Below are 19900 nucleotides of genomic sequence, written 5' to 3'. Positions count from 1 at the left end.
GCCGGCCCTCGGGCGGAGTCCCACCTCCGCGTGCTCGTTTCCACCGCCCGAACCTGTTTCAGCCACCACCTGACCACCGCCGGCGACGTACGGAAGTCGTCGGACACGCCCTGGACCTCTTCCGACGTGGCGACGTGAGCGCATTGCGAGGTATGCCATGACCGACATCGACGTGGCCGTCATCGGCGCGGGCATCTCCGGGCTGGCCGCCGCCTTCCGCCTGCGGGCGGCCGGGCGCTCGGCCGAGGTGTTCGAGGCCGAGGAGACGCCGGGCGGCCGGATGCGCAGTCGGCGCCACGACGGCCATGTCATCGACGCGGGAACCCAGACGCTGGCCACGCACGGGTACTCCGGTACGTGGCGGTTGATCCGGGACGTGGGCATGAGCGACGAAGAGGTGCCGGCGGTCAAGGGGCTGGTGGCCGTCTGGCGGAACCAGCGGGCCCACCCCGGGGTGGGCCACTGGCGCGGCGCCCTCAACGGGGCCGGCCTGTCGGTCGGCGGCAATATGGCGCTCACCCGCCTGATGGCCTCGCTGATGGCGTCCATGCGCCGCTACGACGTGCGCCGGCCGGGCGACAGCCCGCTGGGCGTGACGACCGTCACCGAGTTCGGCAGCCGCCACCGGCGTGAGCTCTTCGACTACGTCCTTCGGCCCGCGGTGGAGACCGCCTGGGGCTGGTCCCCGGAGCGCTCGTGCATCGCGCCGCTCATCTCGACCATGCTGGCGACCCGCGGTCTGATGGGGTGGCGCACTTACCGCGGCGGCATGGACGCGCTCGCGGTGCGCCTGGCCGAGAGGGTTCCGGTGCACACCGGCCGCCCGCTGGAGGAGGTGAAGGAAAGCTCGGGCAGTTCCCGGCTGGTCTTCGCCGACGGGCAGTCCCTGACCGCGCGCTCGGTGGTGCTCGCCGTGCCCGCCCCCGTGGCGCTGTCCCTGTACCCCTCGATGCCCGCCGACGAGCGCAGGTTCCTTCGCCAGGCCACGTACGCGCCGATGATCAGGGTGAGCTGCCTGCTCGAATCTCCGCTGGAGCCGGGCTGCCGGAACGTGTACACGCTGATGCTCCCCGACTGCGAGGACGGCGTGCTGAGCGGGATGACCTTCGAGCAGAACAAGATCTCCGACCGCGTTCCCGCCGGGCGCGGCCTGATCACCCTGCTGTCCACCCCCCGGATGACCGCCGAGCTGATCGACAGGCCCGACGACGAGGTCGTCCAGCGACTCCTCCCGCGCGCCGAGACCTACGTGCCCGGACTGGGCGCGCAGTGCCACGAGTCCTTCGTTCACAGGTTCCGCCACGCCGCGCCGGAGGCCACCCCCGCCGCGGTCGCGCTGCACGGCGAGTTCATGAACCGGCCGGCGCGCGCCGTCGAGTACGCCGGAGACTGGGTCCACCTGCGTCCCAGCAGCGAGTCGGCGGTCCAGTCCGCGGAGCTGGCGGTCTCCCGGGTCCAGGCGGCCGCGGGCGACTGACACCGAACCTGCCCGAATTCCGGCGCGTGGCGTCCATGAGCGGTGTCTCTCGTCACCGTCGCCTCGCCACGGCCCCCGCCTTCCGGCGCCCCGGGTACAAGAGCGCCACGCAAGGGAGCCCGCACAGTCCTCCAGGGACCGTCGCCGGGCATCGGCGGTATTTCGGAGACGAGGGCGTGATGGTCGCAGCATTGGCCGCGTGGAGCGCGGGCCGTCGATGGACGGGCCGGGGTATGAGCCGCGCTGTGGCGCGTGCCTCCTGAGTGCGGCCGGCCGCCAAGGGAAGTCGGCAGAGGGCCGCACCAGGAAGCGATCACGGGGACCTCGCCGGGGCAGGGCGCGGTTCGGGCAGCGGGAAGCCCCGCCGGCGGCGGGGACCGGTCAGGTCGCCATCAGGATGAGATAGGTCGTGATCAAGCAGACGACGCCGACCCGGAAGGCCGCCATCCCCCTCTTGCGAGCGAGCAGTGCGTCTCCGGTGCGCAGGAAACCGGTGTACTGGCGGATCCGCAGCCCGAGCACCGGCAGCATCGTCAGGCTGAACCACCAGGGGGCCCAGCCCACCGCCGCGGAGGTGAAGATCAGCGCCGGCTCGGCCAGGGAGAGGACGCCGATGAACAGGTGGTTGCCGCGCTCGGAGGCGCGCACGGCCACCGTGCTGCGGTTGACCGCCTTGTCACCGCTGATGTCCTTGGTGTTGGAGTAGGCCGACACCAGCATCTGCCAGTGGCCGAACAGCAGCGCCCCGACGAGGGCCAGCGCGGGCAGGTCGCCGGCGGCCAGACCATAGGGGGCGAGGGCCATCACGAACGGACAGCCTGCGACGAGCACCTCGCCGAAGCCGCGGTAGCTGAGCTTGAGGCCCCATGAGTACTGCACGCCTGCCAGCAGGCACAGGGAGGCGGCCAGCACCGCCCACCAGGGCGCGTGCGCGGACTGCACGATGGTAAGCGTCCACAGCGCGGTGCCGCACAGCAGGGCGAGGTAGCCGAAGCGTTCAACCTGTCGCAGGGTCAGTTCGCCGGTGAGCAGCGGCTTGCGCCGCAGCGGCCGCAGCGGCGTGCCGTCGGCGGCGACGTAGTTGGCCTTGTCGCTGCCGTCCTTGTAGCCGGTGACGTCGTCGAAGGTGGCCACCACCGCGAACAGGCTCGTCTGCCCGGCGAGGAACAGCAGGAGGGTCACCACGTGGTGACCGGCGAGCCCGGGGCCGGCCGCCAGAGCCGCCAGCACGACGAGGGAGGCGAGGGAGTAGTCACGGACGAACTCGATCTTGGCGAGCCTGGCGTAGGCCGAGATCCGGGCGGCCAGGCCGACCGCTGATCCCGACTGACCGCGAGCCGGTGCAGGTCCGCTGGTCTGCGGCCCGACGGCGCTTCTGGCTTCCATCTGTGCTCCTTGCCGGGGCAGGTGTCCTGGATGAGCGGCGCGGCGACCTCGGACGGCGCGACCGCCGGACTGGTCGGGTCAGGGCCGGTCCTGCCGGCGGCCGGTTACGGCGAGCCGCCGCGCGACGGTCAGGGCGCACGGCACTGCGGACCGGACGGCGCGTATTTTTCTCCGCTCGGCCGGTGCCCGCAATTGCCGACGCCGAGACGGCCGGGCCCGTTACCGAAGGCACGCACATGGGGCGGCGCGCCGGAGAATTCGCGGCGCAGCGCGGCGAAATCCCCGGTGTGGACCAGTGGCGGTGCGCCCTCCACGACGCGGCATGGGCACCACCCTCGCGACCCTCGCGAACTGCGCCGACCAACGTCCTCGCGACGGCGCGCCCGGCCAACATCACCGATGATGACAGCGGTTCTTCCGCGCTGCCTCATGTGCATGGCCCCGTCTCTGATCTGGGCTGACCCGACTCGTCGATCTTGCGCCGTGGCTTTCGCCAGAAACTGTACCTCGGCGGCACTGGGCCGGAGAATGACAATATCTGTACGCAAGAACTTGCTATTGTCAGTGCAGAGATTATTGCGGCTCCGCGGCGATTCCGGCCAAGTCCACTTGGCAATTGCGTCCAGGTCGCCCGGCCGGACGCGTTCCCGGAGATAATTGGTGTGCGGGCGCGGTCTCGGCCGCCGGTTGTCGCGGCCGAACGGTGTTTTGTTGCTACGCGTCTGCTATTGATGCCGGTCGCGGGACCGCCGGACACTTGAGCGCATGCGTGAACCGGACCACCGCGGACGAGCCCGTGATGGGGGCATCGCGAGTCAGCCCAAGGTACCCACAGCGGTCGCTTCGCACGGCGGCGACCAGGCGATTCCCTTCTTCAACCAAGCGCCCATGTTCGAGGAGTTGTGGCCGCAGCTCGTCGAGCACGTGGACGACATCGTCGGCCGGAGTAAGTACTCGCAGGGACACAAGGTCGCCGAGTTCGAACGGGCGGTGCAGCGCTACACCGGCGCCCGGCACGCGATCGCGGTCAACAACGGCACCGACGCGCTGGTGCTGCTGTTGCGCGCCTGTGGAGTGGAGCCCGGCGACGAGGTCGTGGTGCCGGCGTTCACCTTCATCGCCTCAGCGACCTCGGTCGCGCTCGCGGGCGCCACACCGGTGTTCGCCGACATCGACCCCGACACCTACGCGATCGACGTCGACTCGCTGGCCCGCGCCATCACCCCGCGTACCCGCGCCGTGATGCCGGTTCACCTGTTCTGGCAGATGGCGGACATGGATGCGGTGTGCGAGATGGCGCGCCGCCACGACATCATGGTCGTCGAGGACAGCGCCGAGGCCATCGGCATGCGCTGGAACGGGGTGCACGCCGGGCTGCTCGGCAAGGGCGGCACGCTGTCGTTCTTCCCGACCAAGACCCTCGGCGCCATCGGCGATGCCGGGATGATCCTCACCGACGACGCCGAGGTCGCCCGGCTGTCGCGGATGATGCGCCGCCACGGCTGGCCCGACGCCGACGGCGACCCGCTGGCCCTGACCACCCAGCAGTCGCAGCTGTCCGGAACCAACAGCAAAATGGACGAGCTCCAGGCGGCGATCCTGCTGACCAAGCTGGGGCGCCTGGACCGCGACATCGCCCGGCGCGCGGAGCTCGCCGAAGCGTACAGTCAGCGGCTCGCCGATATTCCCGGCATCCTGAAGCTGCCCAGAGTGGTCGCGCGCAACGCCGAGACCAACCCGGTGTTCTACGTCTACCTGATCGAGGTCGAACGGCGCGACGAGCTGGAGGCGTATCTCACCGGCAGGGGAATCGTCACCGAGACCTATTACCCCATCCCCTTGCACCAACAGCCGTGCTTTGCCGACCTTGGATACCGGCCCGGGGATTTCCCGAACGCCGAAGCGGCCTGCAAGCGCACGATCGCGCTCCCGTTCTATCCCGATCTGACGCTCGAGGAAGTAGATCGAGTGTGTCATGGCATCCGCGACTTCTCTGTCGGGAGGAACAAGTGAAGCTGCCGTATTTCCCGTCCGGGCTGTTCGAATCCGAGCGGGACGCGCTGCTGGAATCCCTCTACTCGGTGGCCACGCACCCTTCGCAGAAGTTCATTCTGGGGGAGGAGACCGCCCGCTTCGAGCGGATGCTGCGCGAGGCCACCGGGGCCGGCGACGTGATCGCCTGCGGCAGCGGCACCGGCGCGCTGACCCTGGCGCTGCACGCCATCGGCGTCGGCCCCGACGATGAGGTCATCGTGCCCGCCTTCTGCGCCCCGCCCGTGGCGAGCACTGTCGTGAACCTCGGCGCGAGGCCGGTCTTCGCCGACGTCGACCCGCAAACCATGGTGATGGACCCCGCCGCGACCGAGAAGCTCATCACCGACCGCACGCGCGTGCTGATGCCCACGCACGTGTTCTCGGTGATGGCGGACATGCCCGCTTTCAATGCCGCTGCCGCCGGCCACGGGCTCGCCGTCCTGGAAGACGCGGCGACCGCCCAGGGGGCAAGTCTCAACGGCATCCCGGCCGGGCGGTGGGGCGACATCGGCGTCTACTCGTTCTTCCAGATCAAGCCGTTCGGCTCTGCCGGCGAAGGGGGCGCGATCCTCACCGACGAGCCGGAGCTCGGCCGCGGCGTGCGGATGCTGCGCAACCACGGCCAGGACGGCGTGCACCGCTTCCGGCATCACCGGATCGGCTACAACAGCCGCTTCGACGACGTCCTGGCCGCCTTCCAGACCCGGCGGCTGGACTCCCTCGCCGAGCGGCTGGAGCGCCGGGCGCGCATCGCCGAGTACTACACCGAGCGGTTCGCCCCGCTGCGCGAGCACGGCGTGATCACGCCGCCGGCGGGAGGCGAGGGACGCTGCTACTACGTCTACGCCCTCCTGCTGGACCAGCGCGACGAGTTGCGCGACCACCTCACCGAGCGCGGGATCGGCACCCACGTCTACTACTCGGTCCCGTTGCCCCTGCAGCCCGCCTTCGCCGGCTACGCGCGGCCGGGGCAGGTGTGGCCCAACGCGCTCGAGGCGGGCCGGCGCAACCTCGCTCTTCCACTGTGGCACGGCCTCACTGACGCCCAGGCCGAGCACGTGGCCGACACGGTGTGCGAGTTCTTCAAGTGACCGCGTGGCCCTGACCGTGCGCTGCCGGCAGTGGCAGGCTGCGGGCCGTCGAGTCAGTGGTTGGGTGGGGTTAGCAGGCCGGATTCGTAGGCGAGGACGACGAGTTGGGCGCGGTCTCGGGCGTGGAGTTTGGTCATGGCTCGGTTGATGTGAGTTTTTGCGGTTAGTGGGCTGATTACCATGCGGTCGGCGATTTGGTCGTTGGATAGGCCTTGCGCGACCAGGGCGACGGCCTCGCGTTCGCGGTTGGTGAGTTCTTTGAGCCTTGTGTCGGCGGCTGTGTGGGGTGGTTGGGTGATGTATCGGTCGATCAGCTTGCGGGTGATCGATGGTGAGAGCAGGGCGTCGCCACGAGCGGCGACGCGCACGGCGTGGAGGAGGTCTTCTGGTTCGATGTCTTTGACGAGGAATCCGGCGGCGCCGGCGCGTAGTGCGTTGAATACGTATTCGTCGAAGCCGTAGTTGGTGAGGATGACGACGTGGACGTCGGTCAGGTCGGGGTCGGCGGCGATGTGTCGGGTCGCTTCTATGCCGTCCATGATGGGCATTTGGATGTCGATGAGTGCGAGGTCGGGTAGGTGTTTCTTGATGAGCGCCAGGCCTTCTTTTCCATCGGCTGCCTCGGCGACGACTTCGATGTCGTCTTCGATGTCGAGGAGTGCGCGGAATCCGCTGCGTAGGAGCGGTTGGTCGTCGACGAGCAGGACACGGATCACGAGGTTGTGCCGACCGGGAGTGTTGAGCCGACGGGGAGTTCGGCTTGGACGGTGAAGCCGCCCTCGCTGCGTGGTTCAGCGCGTAGGCGGCCGCCGAGGGCGGTGACTCGTTCGCGCATGCCCAGTAGCCCGACACCGGGCATTGGGGGGGTGTCGGGTGTGGCGGTCCCGTCGTCGTCGACTTGTATGGCGAGGGTGTCCGGACGGTAGTCGATCCGGATGGATGCGGTTGCGGCGGCGGCGTGGCGGGCGATGTTGGTGAGCGATTCCTGAACGATTCGGTAGGCGGTGCGGTCCACGGCGGCCGGTACGTCGTGTCGTTGTCCATCGATGATCAGCGTCGCGTCGAGGCCGGTCGCACGGGCTCGTTCCACGAGTTCCGGGACGTGGTCGAGCCCGTGGGAGGGGGGCTTGCCGTCGTCGCGTAGTGCCTCCAGGGTCGCTCGTAGTTCCCGGGTGGCCTCGCGACCGGCCTCCTGGATGGCCAGCAGGGCTTCCGGTACCTGTTCGCCGCGTCTGCGGGCCAGGTGGACGGCGACTTCGGCCTGCACCTTGATGATGGAGATCTGGTGGGTGAGTGAATCGTGGAGTTCTCGCGCGATGTGCACTCGTTCCTCGTTGGCGCGGCGCCGCGCGGTCTCCTCTCGGGTGCGTTCGGCTTCGTTGGCCCGCCGCTCGGCCTGCCGCAGCGCTTCACCGGCGGCAGCGGCGGCGATCAGCCAGGCCAGTTCCAGGGCGCCTCGGGCTTGCATGAGTGCTTCGCCGGTGGTCCTGCCGTGGGGGAAGGCCAGGGCCAGGAGCTGGAAAGCGACGAGCATGGTCGCGGACGCCGCGACCGTGATCATGCGGTGCTCGGCCCGGACGGCGGCGTACACCGCGACCAGGTAGGCGACGGCGGGCACATCGAAACCGATCGCCTGGCAACCGACCGCGGACAGCCCGGTGACGGCCAGGACGGCGATCGGTGCGCGGCGGCTGGCGGCCAGGGCCAGGCCGCTGGTCGCCAGCAGCGCGTAGCCGAGTAGGTCGAAATCTGTGTCGGAGTGATTTCCCGACAATCCGACGATCAGGAGCATGGCTGCCACGCAGGCGGCGATGGCCCAGTCTTTGACGGCGGCCTGTACGCCGGATCGTGGTGTGCCCATGCGCGCACCTTAGCCCGAGGTTGCCCGCAGGTGACTCCTACTCGCGGACGAGTGGATGGCTACCGCACCGACAGTACCTTTCACAGCCCTTGCGTCGTCGGTGGTAGCGGGTGCGCCATCAGCGGTAGCGGTAAGTGCGTCTGTATGGGGGAGGACCGGTGGCGCACCGGGCGGGGATGATCAGGTGGCGGCGAAGCCATCCGAAAAGCCATCGGAAAAGAGGCATATGACAGCGGAGATGGGCCATGAGCGCATCAGGCCATGCGCCCCCCTCGGCGCCTGAACACTCCCATCGTCCGATCCCTCCTTCTCCCCGCCATCTCACGGCCTCCGGGGTCAGGTTCCGGTCCCGATCAATTCCTCACAACGGAGTGATCCACATGCGCAAGGCCTTTGTCATCACCAGCGCGATCGTCCTCGCCGTCGTGCTGACGCAGTTCTATCTGGCCGGAGTCGGCGCGTTCAGCCGGCCGGCCACCGCAGACGCGTGGGACGGGCACCGTATCGGGGCGATGGCCATCATGGCGGTCGTCCTGCTCAACACGGTCGTCGCGGCGCTGGCGCGTGCCGACGGGCGGACCATCGCGTTCGCCGCGTTGCCGATCGGCCTGGTCATCCTCCAGTTCGTCCTGAACGCCATGAGCAACGGCCTGGGCGGGAGCCAGGATGACCGCACCGGCATGCCGCTGTACTTCGTCGCCCTGCACGCGGTGAACGGCCTGGTCGTGATGGGCGCCGCCGCCACCGGCCTGAGGAACGCCCGCCGATTCGCCTCCGGGGCGGCCGCCGGGTCGGCCACCGAGGCCCAGCGCGCGGGAGCGGCGTGAGCGTGTTGCTCGTCCTCGACCTGCTCTTGGTGGTGGTCGCGGGTGGCCTGTGGGTGGCGGCCTGGCAGTTGCGGGGTGCGACGGCCGGCGCCGCGGTACTGATCGCGGCCGTGCTGACCACGGCCGCGCGGGTCACCGTGGTCGCACTGCTCGGCGGCGCCGGCTGGTGGTTCGTTCCGGACCGGCTGGTGACCGTCGTCCCGCTGACGCTGCTGTCCGGGGTGGTCGGCGTCGCCATGGTCCGCCGACGGACGCCTCCGGTACCGGTGATGATCGCGGCGGCGTACGTCGCGGTCGCGGGCATTGCGATGCAGTTCCTGGTCGGGTATCCGGTGACGGTCGGTGCGGTCGCGGCCGTTTTCGGTCCCGGCGTCGCGGCGCTGCTGGTATGGCGACTCTCGGCCCGCACGGCGCGGGTCGCGGTGGTGGCGACCACGGCGGTGGCGCTGCTGGCCGCGGGTGTCACGGCCGCCGTCGGCAGCCGCTTGCCCGACCGACTCGACCACAACACGCACGGCGCGGACAGCGGCCATGCCGCCCACGGCGGATCCGCCGCGGCGCCCGGTGTGTCCATCGCCGACCTGCGCGGTCCGAGCCGCGCGCCGACGCGGAAGTTCACGCTCACCGCCCGCGCCGCAACGGTCACCCTGCCGTCCGGCGCGAAGGTCGACGCGTGGACCTTCGATGGCCGGCTGCCGGGGCCGGAGCTGCGGGTGACCCAGGGCGACATGGTCGAGGTGACACTGCGCAACGAGCTGCCGGGCATCGGGGTCACACTGCACTGGCACGGGTACGACGTGCCGGCCGGCGAGGACGGTGTCGCGGGTGTGACCCAGGACGCGGTGCCGCCGGGGGGCACGTTCACCTATCGTTTCGAGGCCAAGGACGTCGGCAGCTACTGGTATCACTCACACGAGATGTCCAGTGAAGCCGTCCGCAAGGGCCTCTACGGCACTCTCGTCGTGACCCCCGACAGAACCGAACCGGCGGAGACGGACATCACGTTGCCCGTGCACCGCTTTGACACCGGCGCGATGATACTCGGCGGATCCGACCGGCGGGAGACCAGGGACGTGCCCGCGGGTCGACGGGTCCGCCTGCGGCTGGTCAACACCGACAACAACGCGCATCGCGTGGCGGTCGGCGGCACGCCGTACACCGTCAGTGCGATCGACGGCCGGGACCTCAACGCCCCGACCGTACTGACGGCCGCGACCACGCTGCGGCTGCCCGCCGGCGGCCGCTACGACGTCGTGTTCACGATGCCCGCCGGGGCCGTGCACGTGATGGTGGACGGCCGGGAGTCCGACGGGCTGCTCCTGGGTACCGGTGCGATGCCGGCGCACCCGGCCGGCACCGACCTGGACATCACCCGGTACGGCACTCCCGCGCCCGGACCATTCGGCCGCTACGACAAGGACTACACGCTGGTACTGGACCGGCTGGTTCGGTTCCTGGACGGCGTGCCCAGCTACGCGTACACGGTCAACGGAGGCGTCTACCCGGACATCCCGCCGCTGATGGTGGACCGGGGCGACGCCGTGCGCACCACGGTGGTCAACCGCGGCACCGAAAGCCATCCGATGCACCTGCACGGCCACCACGTGCTGGTGCTGTCCCGCAACGGCCGCCCGGTGACCGGCAGTCCGCTCTGGCTGGACACGTTCGATGTGCTGCCCGGCGAGGTGTGGCAGGTCGCGTTCCGGGCCGACAACCCGGGGATCTGGCTCGACCACTGCCACAACCTGCCGCACGCCAAGCAGGGCATGGTGCTGCATGTGGCATACCGGGGGGTGACATCGCCGTTCACCGTCGGCCGGCGTACGCCGAATCATCCCGAGTGACCCATCGGGCTTCCGCCGCCACCGTCGTCGAAGGAGTGTTGAACGTGCCCGAAGAGCTGGTCAATGTCCGTTATATGGTCGATGGCGTTCAGGCGGCCGTCGACTTCTATACCACCCACCTGGGTTTTCAGCTGCGCTCGTCAGCCGCGCCGGCCTTCGCCGACATCACCCGGGGTGGCCTGCGGCTGCTGCTGAGCGGGCCGGGATCCTCAGCCGGACGGCCCATGCCCGACGGCGTTACGCCGAGCCCGGGCGGCTGGAACCGCATCCACCTGATCGTCGACGACCTGGCCACCGAGGTGGAACGGCTACGCTCAGCCGGGCTGTCCTTCCGGAACGACATCGTCAACGGGCCGGGCGGATCCCAGATCCTGCTCCAAGACCCCTCCGGCAACTTCGTCGAACTCTTCCAGCCCGCCGCGCGCTGAGCGAAGGACGACTGGCACGTACGGGTGCTCGGGCCGGGCGGCGAGGTTTTGAACGTCACGGATCTGACGGCGGGCACGAAGGTGCTCGGCTACCTGCCGGTCGAGCAGTGGCACGTGGCTACCCCATCGATGAGTTCTGCATCGAGAAGTGAGCAGTGACGGCGATGGCAGCGCACCGCGTCTTCTTCTTTCGCACATGCCAGAGCCATGACCATCGCGCTGTACGTCCTGGCCGCCATCCCCGCGCCCCGGCCCGACTGACCGCGTGTACTGCGGAAGGAGTACAGCATCCGCGGTAACGCGATCGGCGTAGTGCCTTCTCATGCACGACGACTCAGGGTGGCCTGATCACGAGTATTGAGTGCAACGCTCAACGACTCGAGGAGAAGATGATGCCAACCGAGACTCCCCCTACGGATGGAGCTCTGGCTGGACTGGCCCGGTTCTGTTACCGGCGCCGCCGCCTGGTCCTCCTGACCTGGATCGTCGGCGCGATCGCCGTGGCGTTCGTCGGCTTCGGCTTCGGCGCCGCCCCCGACAACGACTTCTCCGGTGGAGACTCCGATTCCGCCAAGGCGCAGGTTCTGATCGAGAAGCACTTCCCCGAGCAGCAAGGGGACACGCTGACTCTTGCGATCAAGGCAGAGAAGGGGATCGACGACCCTGCCGCCCGGCAGAAGATCGAGAAGGTCATCGCCGATCTGGACGCCTCACCCCTTACAGGACCGGTGACCTCGCCGTATCAGGACGAGGATCTGGTGACGAAGGATCGTCGTATCGCCCGTACGACCATTCCGCTGACCGACAAGGAGGTGAAGAAGACCGCCGCTGAGCCCCTGGTGACCACGGTCAAGGAAGCCTCCGGTGACGGCGTGACGCTGGGGCTGGGCGGGGAGAAGGCAGAGAAGGCCGAGACACCTCCGCAGGGTCCGGCCGAGAGCGTGGGCGTCCTGGCGGCAGCGGTGATCTTGTTCATCGCCTTCGGGTCGCTGGTGGCGATGGGCCTGCCGATCGTGACCGCACTGCTGGCGATCCTCGGCGGCATCGCCCTGATGAAGCTGGTGGGGCACGTGGTCCCCTCGCCGGATTTCACAGTGATCCTCGCCGCGATGATCGGGCTCGGTGTCGGCATCGATTACGCACTGTTCATCGTGACCCGCTACAAGGACGGCCTGCAGGACGGCGACGAGCCCGAGAGCGCCACTGTCAAGGCCATCACCACCGCAGGTCGCGCGGTGCTGTTCGCCGGCACGACCGTCGTGATCGCGTTGCTGGGCCTGGTCGTCATGGGACAGAGGCTGATGACCGGAGTGGCCGTCGCCACGTCGGTGATCGTGCTGGTGACGATGATCGCCGCGGTGACCCTGCTGCCGGCGTTCCTGGGCTTCACCGGCCACAAGATCAACTCGGTGCACCTGCCTCGTCGTACGCCCCGCCGGCAGAAGGCCGACGGTGTCCCGTCCGGGGAGCGCCGCACTTTCGCCGAGCGCTGGGCGGGCGTGGTGCAGCGCAGGCCGCTGGTCGCCGCGGTTCTGGCCGGCGCGGTCCTGCTGGTGCTGGCCGCCCCCATGCTGTCGATGCGGCTGAGCCTGCCCGACGCCAGTGTCCAGCCCCACGACAGGAGCAGCTACACCTCGTACAAGATCATCTCTGAGGGTTTCGGTCCCGGCTTCGGCGCACCCCTGATCTTCGCCACCGAGGTCGACTCCAGGGACGCCGATCTGCGTCCCGTCGTCGAAGCGGTCAGCAAGACCGAGGGCATCGCCTACGCGACGCAGCCTCGGGCCAGCAAGGACGGGCAGGCCGCCACCTTCATGGCCTTCCCCAAGACCGGATACCAGGACGAGGCGACCGCGGACCTGGTGCACCAGCTCCGCGACGACGTGCTGCCCAAGGCACCCGGCGGCGAAGGGGTCTACGTCGGCGGCCCGAACGCGGCCACGATCGACATCGCCGACGAGGTCGGCTCGCGCCTGCCTCTGATGATCGCGGTCGTCATCGTGCTGTCCCTGGTGCTGCTGATCGCGCTGGTCCGGTCGGTCACGATCGCGCTGCAGGCCGCCGTGATGAACCTGCTGTCGATCGGCGCCGCCTACGGCGTGCTGGTCGCGGTCGTGCAGTGGGGATGGTTCGGTCCGGCCCTCGGTTTCCCCACCGAAATGCCGATCACGACCTGGGTGCCGATGATGATGTTCCCGGTCCTGTTCGGCTTGTCGATGGACTACGAGGTCTTCCTGATCTCGCGGGTCCGTGAGGAGTACGAGCGCACCGGCGACACCCGGATGGCCGTCACTCGCGGGCTGGCGCGGACCGCCAAGGTCATCACGGCCGCGGCCGCCATCATGATCGCCGTCTTTACGACCTCCCTGCTCGGCCACGACGTCGCGGTCAAGCAGGGAGGTCTGGGCATGGCCGTCGCCGTGCTCATCGACGCCACCATCGTCCGGATGATCCTCGTCCCCGCGGTGATGGAACTGTGCGGCAAGGCCAACTGGTGGATGCCCGGACGCCGGGCACCGAAGGCGACCTCGGCTTCTCCGGCCGGGGTCGGGGAAGAGGCCAGAGTCTGACCCTTCCTCGAGTCGGAGTGCGGGGAACCCTCGGGCGGGGTTCCCCGCACTCTTTGCGCTCTCTGGAGAGCGCATTCTCGTGGAGGGGACCCGTACGCGAGCCTGGCATGACGGTCATCTGAAGGACAAGGACTTCCCGCCGAAGGTGTGCACGCTCCGACACGGGCGACCAGTGTGTCCAGGTGGGAGCCCTAGACCGGCCCGTCGTGTGCAGTAGATGTAACAGCCCATTACGTATGTCATGGCCCGCACCAATCAAAAGTAATGCAGGAAACTGTAAGAACTACATTCCCATGCAGTGACAAAGTTTCTCTGGAAACGCTCGAAAATGCAGGTCATGATGGCCCGCGTGGCATCGATCCTGAGACATCACGGTGTGGTACAACACGGGCTGCGACGTACTGCATTCGTCCGACGCGACCGGAGTGATTCGCTGCGGTTCGCCCAGGCCTCTGAGCTGGCAATGCTGCCATCAGGACCATCACCATCACCATCCTGATCGGGGAAAGGTGCTTCGGGCGCTCTCTCCAGTCGCACGAGCGTAAAGTGAGTTGGTTGTGACAACGAGGCCGACGATAGAGAACCAAAAGCCAGAAGCCATACTCAACGCTGCAAGTGTCACCAAGCAGCTGGTGCCGGTGCCGCTGGATGAAGATGCCAACGAACAGGTCTTGCGGGACATCCTCGGGGCTGATATAGACCACGAACTATTCGACTTCGCAGCTGGTGCCGGCGGAAATCCTCGGCTGCTTGCTGAACTTGCGCTCGGGCTTGCAGAAGAAGGACTTGTAGAGGAGCGCAATGGAACGGTTCAACTGACTGGACGGCGGATTCCGCGTCGCGTTCTGGCGTTTGTGAAGCTCCGGATGGGCGATCTGAGCACGAACTGTCAGCAGTTCCTAAAGATCGCGGCAGTATTGGGGAGATTCTTCATGCTGGAGGATGCGTCCAGAATGTTGGATCGATCCTCGGCAATCTTGCTCTCACCATTGGATGAGGCAATGGCCTCGGGCTTCGTCGTTGTTGCGGAGCATCAATTCGCGTTCCAGAGCGATTTCCTCTGGCGAGGGGTAATCGAGTCTATCCCCGCTCCCGCACTTGGAACGTTGCAACGTGAGGCAATGGGTCACTCCGGGAGACGTGCACAGGCATACGTTCAGCCATTTTCGGTGACCGAGCGGCCGATTTGGGTGACCGAGCGTCCTACTGAACCGTCCAATGGGGTCCAAGCGGAAGCCGGCGGAGTATACTCAAAGGCGCACAGTCTGATAATGAACGGGCAGGCGACAGCTGGAATACGTGTCGCGGAGCGTATTCTCGCCAGCCCGAGCATTTCGGCTTCCGCCCGGCTTGATGCGGAAGCATCTCTAATTCTAGGTTGCTTCCTACTTGGCAAGGAAGAAGCCGAGGAGCATTCAGAGAGAATTTTGCGGGAGCGAAGGACTGGGCAAGGCGATATTGCCGTGTTGATGGCACTAACAACACTCTCCAACGCTCGCTGGCGTGTTGGAGAATTGGCTGAAGGCCTTAGCCTGGGACGTACTGCGGTGCGATACAGTGATAATGTTGATCCGGTTTGGCGTCTTCATTTCCAGCTCGCTCTGGCCGGGAAGCTGGCAAACCTTCGTGAATTCGACAAGGCCGAATCGCTGATCAATGACGCGGAAGCCGGCCTGCATGGACTATCCGCGCAGGTCTGGACTGCTGCGCCTGCGGCAATGCGATCTCGGTTGTTCCTCCAAGCCGGACAACTCAGAGACGCTCACCGACAGGCGGAGCTGGCGACTGCCGCAGCGGGGCGGGACGCTGTTCCCATGCTCAGGCCCCTTGCGTTCTCCGTGCTCAGTGCCGTCTCTCTTTATATAGGGGACTTGCCCGCAGCCGCTGAGCACTTGAATCGAGCGCAAAGCGAGTTGGCGACAGACCGCGCGGTGCTTCACTCCACGCAGTATGCCTGGACAGAAGTGCGTCTCACTGCTAAGAGAGAAGGGCCTCGGGCGGCTATCGAGCTGTTGTCCGATAAGTACGGCCATCTTCCGACGCAACGGAGTCTGTATATCGAGGATCCGGGTGCCGCTGCATTCCTGGTCCGCCTTGCACTCGATATGGGTGACACCAACCTTAAGCACAGTGTTCTCGAAACAGTGGACGGTCTCGCGGAGGACAACCCTGGTATCTCGGTCATTAGCCTTAGCGCCATGCATGCGAACGCGTTGGCGAACGGCGATCCGGCTGCACTGGAGCGCATAATTACCCAGTCACCAGATCCAGTGGCGGTCGCCCTGGCGACCGGTGAACTCGCCAAGCATTATGCCATAGAAGTTCCAAAGAGGCCGCAAAGCGTCTCGGATTGCTGGTCCAGTCTCTCCGACATGGAGCGACGTATCTCATATCTGGTGAGCGTGGGGCTGACAAATCGCCAGATCGCCAAACGAGTCCACCTGTCGGCGCATACAGTGAATTACCATCTTAGGAAGATCTATAGGAAGCTAGGTATCAACACCCGCGCCGAACTGGCACACGGAGCTGCAACCTATTCGAGCGGAGCTGCAATCTATTCGATGGGAGACGAGGAGAAGCGGGGCTCTGGCAAAGTCGGCGGTGATGTCCTCTGACCTGTGGCGAGGTGGGCCGGTCAGGCCTTGATCGCCGGGTTCCCCGCCAGGAATGGCTGAGCGACTTCGACTTCGCCGCCAACCCGAACGTCCCCACCCGCAGTCGTCCAGGGCCTTTAACGGCCTGTATCACGTGCAGGAGAGCCGCCTCGCCAGGATGGGGATGATTACAGCGGCGGCCACCACGTGCGACGCTGCGAGGATGACCTGGGTGGACACGGTGGTCTGCGTCGCGGCGGCAGGGGCGGTGAGGGAGAGCACGGTGAACGCGACGGCGGCGACCACGAAGGTGCGGGTGGGCCGCTTGGCCCAGCGGGCCAGAGCCACCGCGAGGAGGATCCCGCCGATCGACCACAACACAACGCTCCGGGCGATGCCGCCAACCGCGATCTCCGTGGCCTCCTTCTCCCCGAAACCGGCCGCCTTCATCGGGACGCCGGCGCCCCGGGCGACGAGCGTGAACCCCTCGGTCACGACGGCACCGGCGAGGGTGGCCAGGACGCCGACCTGCCATACGGGGCGCGTGGCCAGGGACCAGGCGAACCTGGGCGAGGACGGGGGCTGGGGGGTGGTCTCACTCATGGTGATGCCTCCTGTTCGGTGTCCGGGGGAAGGGTGTGCCTGTCGTAGCGTAGATCCACGCACCCGTCGGTGGACGCCGACGGGGCGGAGGACCCCGGCGCTACGCTTCGGCGACCCTCAGGTCATGGCCCCGGTGCACTGTGCTCCACGCTGCTCGCCGCGACCGGCATGGGCCTCCACCACGGCCAGATCAGCCGGCGGACCCAGGCTGATACGAAGCGGCCATAGCGGGTGAGAAGGCCTCGTGCGCGATGAAGTGCTTGGTCAGTTCGACGCGACTGTTGATGTCGAGCTTCGAGAACACGCGCCGGAGATGGCTGTCGACGGTGTGGGGCGAAAGGAACAGGATGCTCGCCGCTTCTCTGTTGGTCCTGCCGTCGACGATCGCCCGTACGACGCGAAGCTCGGCACTCGTAAGACTTTCCCAGCCCGCCTTGGGCCGGTCGGCACCCAGACCACGTACATTGTGCACGCCGAGACGCCGCAGCTTCTTCTGCACTCGGGCCACGTCACGCTGCGCACCGCAATCCAGATAGAGATCCATAGCGGACTCGAGGAGCCGAACTGTTCGGGCCTTGTTCCGAATGCTCTGCTCCTCCCGTGCCGCGTCCTCGAGTGCGCTACCCGCCGCCAGCGGGCGTGCGGCGAGCCGATAGAGCTCCACGGCGCGGTGCAAGGCAACCGGGTCGCGGCGCAGGACGCCCTCGGCGTGTTCGGCACCACCCGCCAACGACGGCACGGTCGGGTTGCGCTCGGTGATTCGCCGGGCGAACTCGGCCGCCCGTTCAGCCTCCGCGTCAAGTCCCACCTGCCTGGCCAGGCGTACGAGCATTGCCGCCGCCGTCGGCGCCTCGGTAAAGAGCAGCGAGTCGGGTGTGACCTGCCCCTCGACGTTGATCAGCGTCTGGACCATCATCGCTGGACGCCCACTGACCGCGTGGAATTGCGCGAGTGCCCAATTCAGGCCGGCCTTGTCGGCTGCCGCGTCACCGGTCACCAGCCGTTCGGTCATCCGCAACTGTTCGCTGGCGGTGGCGAGATCGCCACGATGCATGCTGATTCGGGCTATGACCATTCGCGCGGGTACGGAGTCCTCTGGTGCCGACCGGTCCGTCAGACGAAGCGCGGCCTCGGCTTCGACACGCGCTTCCTCAAGCCGGCCTTCCGCTGCCAGGAGTTCGGCGCGGTAGCCGTGCCACAGGGGATCCGGCCTGGCCTCGCCGAGCTTCTCCGCCTCCTGCTTGATGGCGGCGCAGACGGCTGTCGCCTCCTCGAACTGATCGGCCGCGATGAGGGCCCGGACCATCCACGTCCACAGCGGGCGTTCGCATGCGTCACAGTACGGCGGGGTCGCCGCCTGCCGCGGCTCCCGAGCGGAGAATCCCCCGCCGGTCTTATCCGTGCCGTTGCCGGACCCCGCGTCCCGACTGGGGATGAGCGGCGGCGCGAGGCCGGCCGGCTGCCCACGCCCCGGTGCCGCGTTCGCGCTGGGCACGCCGCTCACGCGCTTCGCCGTGTCCGCGAGCGCCTCCTTCAGCTTGACACGATCCAGCTCACGGAGGTCCTGCCGCGCCAGCGTTCGCTGAAGAAGCTCGGCCGACATGCCGTGGCAGTCGGCGTCCCGCAGTCCTTGCCCCAGCTCGAGCACCAGCTGCGCCTCGGCCGCCGCCTCGATACCGGGGCGCACGGCGACGTCCGCAAGGCGGCCGGCCTCGGCGCCCCGGCCCGCTCCGGCAAGCAGACGCAGGGCACGTGCCAGCGTTCGCGGTGCTTCGTCGCCCAGATCTCCCAGAGTCGATATGGCCCGAGCCGCCATATCGTCACAACCGCATCCGGGCGATTGCGGTGGCGGTGAAGTGCAGGGTATGACGACAGGTGGGACAAGGCCTGGCCGTTCAGGATGGGCGTCCGCCACCCTGGTCAGGGATTGGTGCACCCTAGGAGCAGGCGAAGGCCGGCCTCCGGGCTGTACCTGAGGAGCCCCGCCGGCCGCCCCGGTGCCGATCGCGGTCACGGCAGATGGCATGGCCGAAGGCGCGGTGGCGGGCGTGGCAGAAGACACGGCAGAAGACACGGTGGCGGGCACGGCCGCGGCGGGCTCCCACCCCCGGACAGCGGCATGCTGAAGCGCTTCCCCGATCACCTCGTGGGTGAACGCCAGCTCCATGCCATTCCTTCGGATCAAGCCCAGTTGCACCGCCTCGTCGACACTAGAGGACAGATCGGGGGCCGACTCGCCGAGCAAGGCCGCCGCCTCCTCGACCGTGAACGTATGACCGATCCTTCTCCCATGCACGAGCAGACGCCGAACCGCGGGCGGCATCTCGTCCAGCAGGCGGCCAACAGCAGCGAGGACGCCTTCGGGCAGACGTTCGGCCACCACCGAAGCCGTGCCGTCGACGATGACCACCTGTCCCGCTTCGATGAGCGCGCTGAACAGGTTCTCCACCAGCCACGGGTTACCGCCGCAGCGAGCCGCCCAGCTGAGCACAGACGAATCCGGTTTGGCGCCGAGGATGCTGGTGCACAACTCGGCTACCGCCTCATTGTCCAGCGCCCCAAGGTGAAGCCGCACCGCGGCGTGATCGATCAGCCAGCCGATGGCGTGCTGGGCGAGCGATTGTGTGGGAACCGGCCGACGTGCGAGCAGCCACAGCACCGGTGATGAGGCGAGCGACTGCACGAGCCCCCTGAGGGCCAGACCACTGACATCGTCGACCCGCTGGGCATCGTCCAGAACGATCATGAGGGGGCGCCTGCGTGCCGCGTTCTCGACTAGTTCCCCAATACGATCCATCAACCAGAAAGGATTACTATCCGGGCGAACCAGATCATCGACATCGGCTTCACCGGACATCACGTGCCGCAAGAAGTTGATCAGCAAGTGAATGGGGATCGGCTGGTCGGTTCCACCTGCCCGCCCGGCGACCACGGTCAGGCCGCGTTCGGCCCCCTCCAGGGCCGTGGCCTTCAAAAGGCGAGTCCTGCCTATGCCGAACGGTCCCTCGACGATAACACAGCCGCCGGAGCCCTGCGAGGTGGCATCCAAATGGCTGTCCAACGCGGACAGTATGTGTTCACGCCCTACCAATGGATTCATGATTGCCCCCGTGTTGCTCTGGAGAATCGTCCAACGCGTGCCATGGGCATGGCAATGGATGCTCAACGAGTACTAGCGTGATGGC

General features: G+C 67.5%; 13 protein-coding genes and 1 pseudogene. 9 read left to right on the top strand and 5 right to left on the bottom strand.

All coding sequences use genetic code 11. The features are described 5' to 3' along the window. Positions 1-157 precede the first annotated feature (157 nt). Entirely contained in the window at positions 158-1477 is a 1320-nt protein-coding gene (locus HKK74_RS23330) for a protoporphyrinogen/coproporphyrinogen oxidase (protein WP_187245416.1), read from the top strand. 381 nt (positions 1478-1858) lie between these two features. Here HKK74_RS23330 and HKK74_RS23325 read toward each other — a convergent pair whose 3' ends face one another. Beyond that, positions 1859-2863, bottom strand: a complete 1005-nt coding sequence (locus tag HKK74_RS23325; RefSeq protein ID WP_187245414.1) for a prenyltransferase — start codon at positions 2861-2863, stop codon at positions 1859-1861. Between the two features lie 765 nt (positions 2864-3628). Between HKK74_RS23325 and HKK74_RS23320 the strand changes: the two genes are divergently transcribed. Further along, a complete protein-coding gene (locus HKK74_RS23320; protein WP_187245413.1) occupies positions 3629-4876 on the top strand; it encodes a DegT/DnrJ/EryC1/StrS family aminotransferase in 1248 nt (415 codons plus the stop codon). Further along, positions 4873-5988 carry a DegT/DnrJ/EryC1/StrS family aminotransferase gene (locus HKK74_RS23315; protein ID WP_187245411.1) on the top strand — a complete coding sequence of 372 codons (1116 nt, stop codon included), beginning with the start codon at positions 4873-4875 and terminating at the stop codon, positions 5986-5988. The genes HKK74_RS23320 and HKK74_RS23315 overlap by 4 nt, the downstream gene beginning before the upstream one ends. A gap of 53 nt (positions 5989-6041) precedes the next feature. Here HKK74_RS23315 and HKK74_RS23310 read toward each other — a convergent pair whose 3' ends face one another. Both HKK74_RS23310 and HKK74_RS23305 read right to left on the bottom strand, forming a co-directional pair. Next, on the bottom strand, positions 6042-6704 hold the full coding sequence (locus HKK74_RS23310; RefSeq protein WP_187245410.1) for a response regulator: 663 nt from the start codon (positions 6702-6704) through the stop codon (positions 6042-6044). Continuing rightward, positions 6701-7849: a sensor histidine kinase gene (locus HKK74_RS23305; RefSeq protein WP_187245408.1), complete on the bottom strand. Its 1149-nt coding sequence runs from the start codon at positions 7847-7849 to the stop codon at positions 6701-6703. The genes HKK74_RS23310 and HKK74_RS23305 overlap by 4 nt, the downstream gene beginning before the upstream one ends. A 380-nt stretch (positions 7850-8229) precedes the next feature. Here HKK74_RS23305 and HKK74_RS23300 point away from each other — a divergent pair, with 380 nt between their 5' ends. The 6 genes and pseudogenes from HKK74_RS23300 (at position 8230) to HKK74_RS41545 (ending at position 16133) form a co-directional block, all read left to right on the top strand. After that, a complete protein-coding gene (locus HKK74_RS23300; RefSeq protein ID WP_187245407.1) occupies positions 8230-8676 on the top strand; it encodes a DUF6220 domain-containing protein in 447 nt (148 codons plus the stop codon). Further along, positions 8673-10520 carry a multicopper oxidase family protein gene (locus HKK74_RS23295; protein ID WP_187245405.1) on the top strand — a complete coding sequence of 616 codons (1848 nt, stop codon included), beginning with the start codon at positions 8673-8675 and terminating at the stop codon, positions 10518-10520. Before HKK74_RS23300 ends, HKK74_RS23295 begins: the two co-directional genes overlap by 4 nt. 44 nt (positions 10521-10564) lie before the next feature. Further along, positions 10565-10948 carry a VOC family protein gene (locus tag HKK74_RS23290; RefSeq protein ID WP_187245404.1) on the top strand — a complete coding sequence of 128 codons (384 nt, stop codon included), beginning with the start codon at positions 10565-10567 and terminating at the stop codon, positions 10946-10948. A gap of 3 nt (positions 10949-10951) precedes the next feature. After that, positions 10952-11100, top strand: a pseudogene (locus HKK74_RS23285) (3-dehydroquinate synthase II family protein); the annotation flags it as partial. A gap of 240 nt (positions 11101-11340) precedes the next feature. Continuing rightward, a complete protein-coding gene (locus HKK74_RS23280; protein ID WP_222722632.1) occupies positions 11341-13518 on the top strand; it encodes an MMPL family transporter in 2178 nt (725 codons plus the stop codon). Positions 13519-14075: 557 nt separating this feature from the next. Further along, the gene (locus HKK74_RS41545; RefSeq protein WP_312881690.1) at positions 14076-16133 is read left to right on the top strand and encodes a LuxR C-terminal-related transcriptional regulator; all 2058 of its coding nucleotides are present in this window, start codon (positions 14076-14078) and stop codon (positions 16131-16133) included. 129 nt (positions 16134-16262) lie between these two features. Here HKK74_RS41545 and HKK74_RS23270 read toward each other — a convergent pair whose 3' ends face one another. Together HKK74_RS23270 and HKK74_RS23265 are read right to left on the bottom strand one after the other, a co-directional pair. Beyond that, positions 16263-16715: a DUF6069 family protein gene (locus HKK74_RS23270; RefSeq protein ID WP_187245401.1), complete on the bottom strand. Its 453-nt coding sequence runs from the start codon at positions 16713-16715 to the stop codon at positions 16263-16265. A 190-nt stretch (positions 16716-16905) separates the two neighbouring features. After that, positions 16906-19815, bottom strand: coding sequence for a helix-turn-helix transcriptional regulator (locus tag HKK74_RS23265; RefSeq protein ID WP_281397984.1), 2910 nt, complete (start codon positions 19813-19815; stop codon positions 16906-16908). Positions 19816-19900 lie beyond the last annotated feature (85 nt).

The organism is Actinomadura alba, assembly GCF_014323705.1.
GTDB classification, from domain to species: Bacteria; Actinomycetota; Actinomycetes; order Streptosporangiales; family Streptosporangiaceae; genus Actinomadura_C; species Actinomadura_C alba.
The sequence above is the reverse complement of the archived record's forward strand: the minus strand, read 5'-3'. Positions and strand labels throughout refer to the sequence as shown.

What these genes read in the sequence shown, in the direction of transcription:
- HKK74_RS23325 (WP_187245414.1), bottom strand. Translation starts at nt 2,863, where the DNA reads ATGGAAGCCAGAAGCGCCGTCGGGCCGCAGACCAGCGGACCTGCACCG.
- HKK74_RS23320 (WP_187245413.1), top strand. Translation starts at nt 3,629, where the DNA reads ATGCGTGAACCGGACCACCGCGGACGAGCCCGTGATGGGGGCATCGCG.
- HKK74_RS23265 (WP_281397984.1), bottom strand. Translation starts at nt 19,815, where the DNA reads ATGAATCCATTGGTAGGGCGTGAACACATACTGTCCGCGTTGGACAGC.
- HKK74_RS23270 (WP_187245401.1), bottom strand. Translation starts at nt 16,715, where the DNA reads ATGAGTGAGACCACCCCCCAGCCCCCGTCCTCGCCCAGGTTCGCCTGG.
- HKK74_RS23300 (WP_187245407.1), top strand. Translation starts at nt 8,230, where the DNA reads ATGCGCAAGGCCTTTGTCATCACCAGCGCGATCGTCCTCGCCGTCGTG.
- HKK74_RS23305 (WP_187245408.1), bottom strand. Translation starts at nt 7,849, where the DNA reads ATGGGCACACCACGATCCGGCGTACAGGCCGCCGTCAAAGACTGGGCC.
- HKK74_RS23280 (WP_222722632.1), top strand. Translation starts at nt 11,341, where the DNA reads ATGCCAACCGAGACTCCCCCTACGGATGGAGCTCTGGCTGGACTGGCC.
- HKK74_RS23330 (WP_187245416.1), top strand. Translation starts at nt 158, where the DNA reads ATGACCGACATCGACGTGGCCGTCATCGGCGCGGGCATCTCCGGGCTG.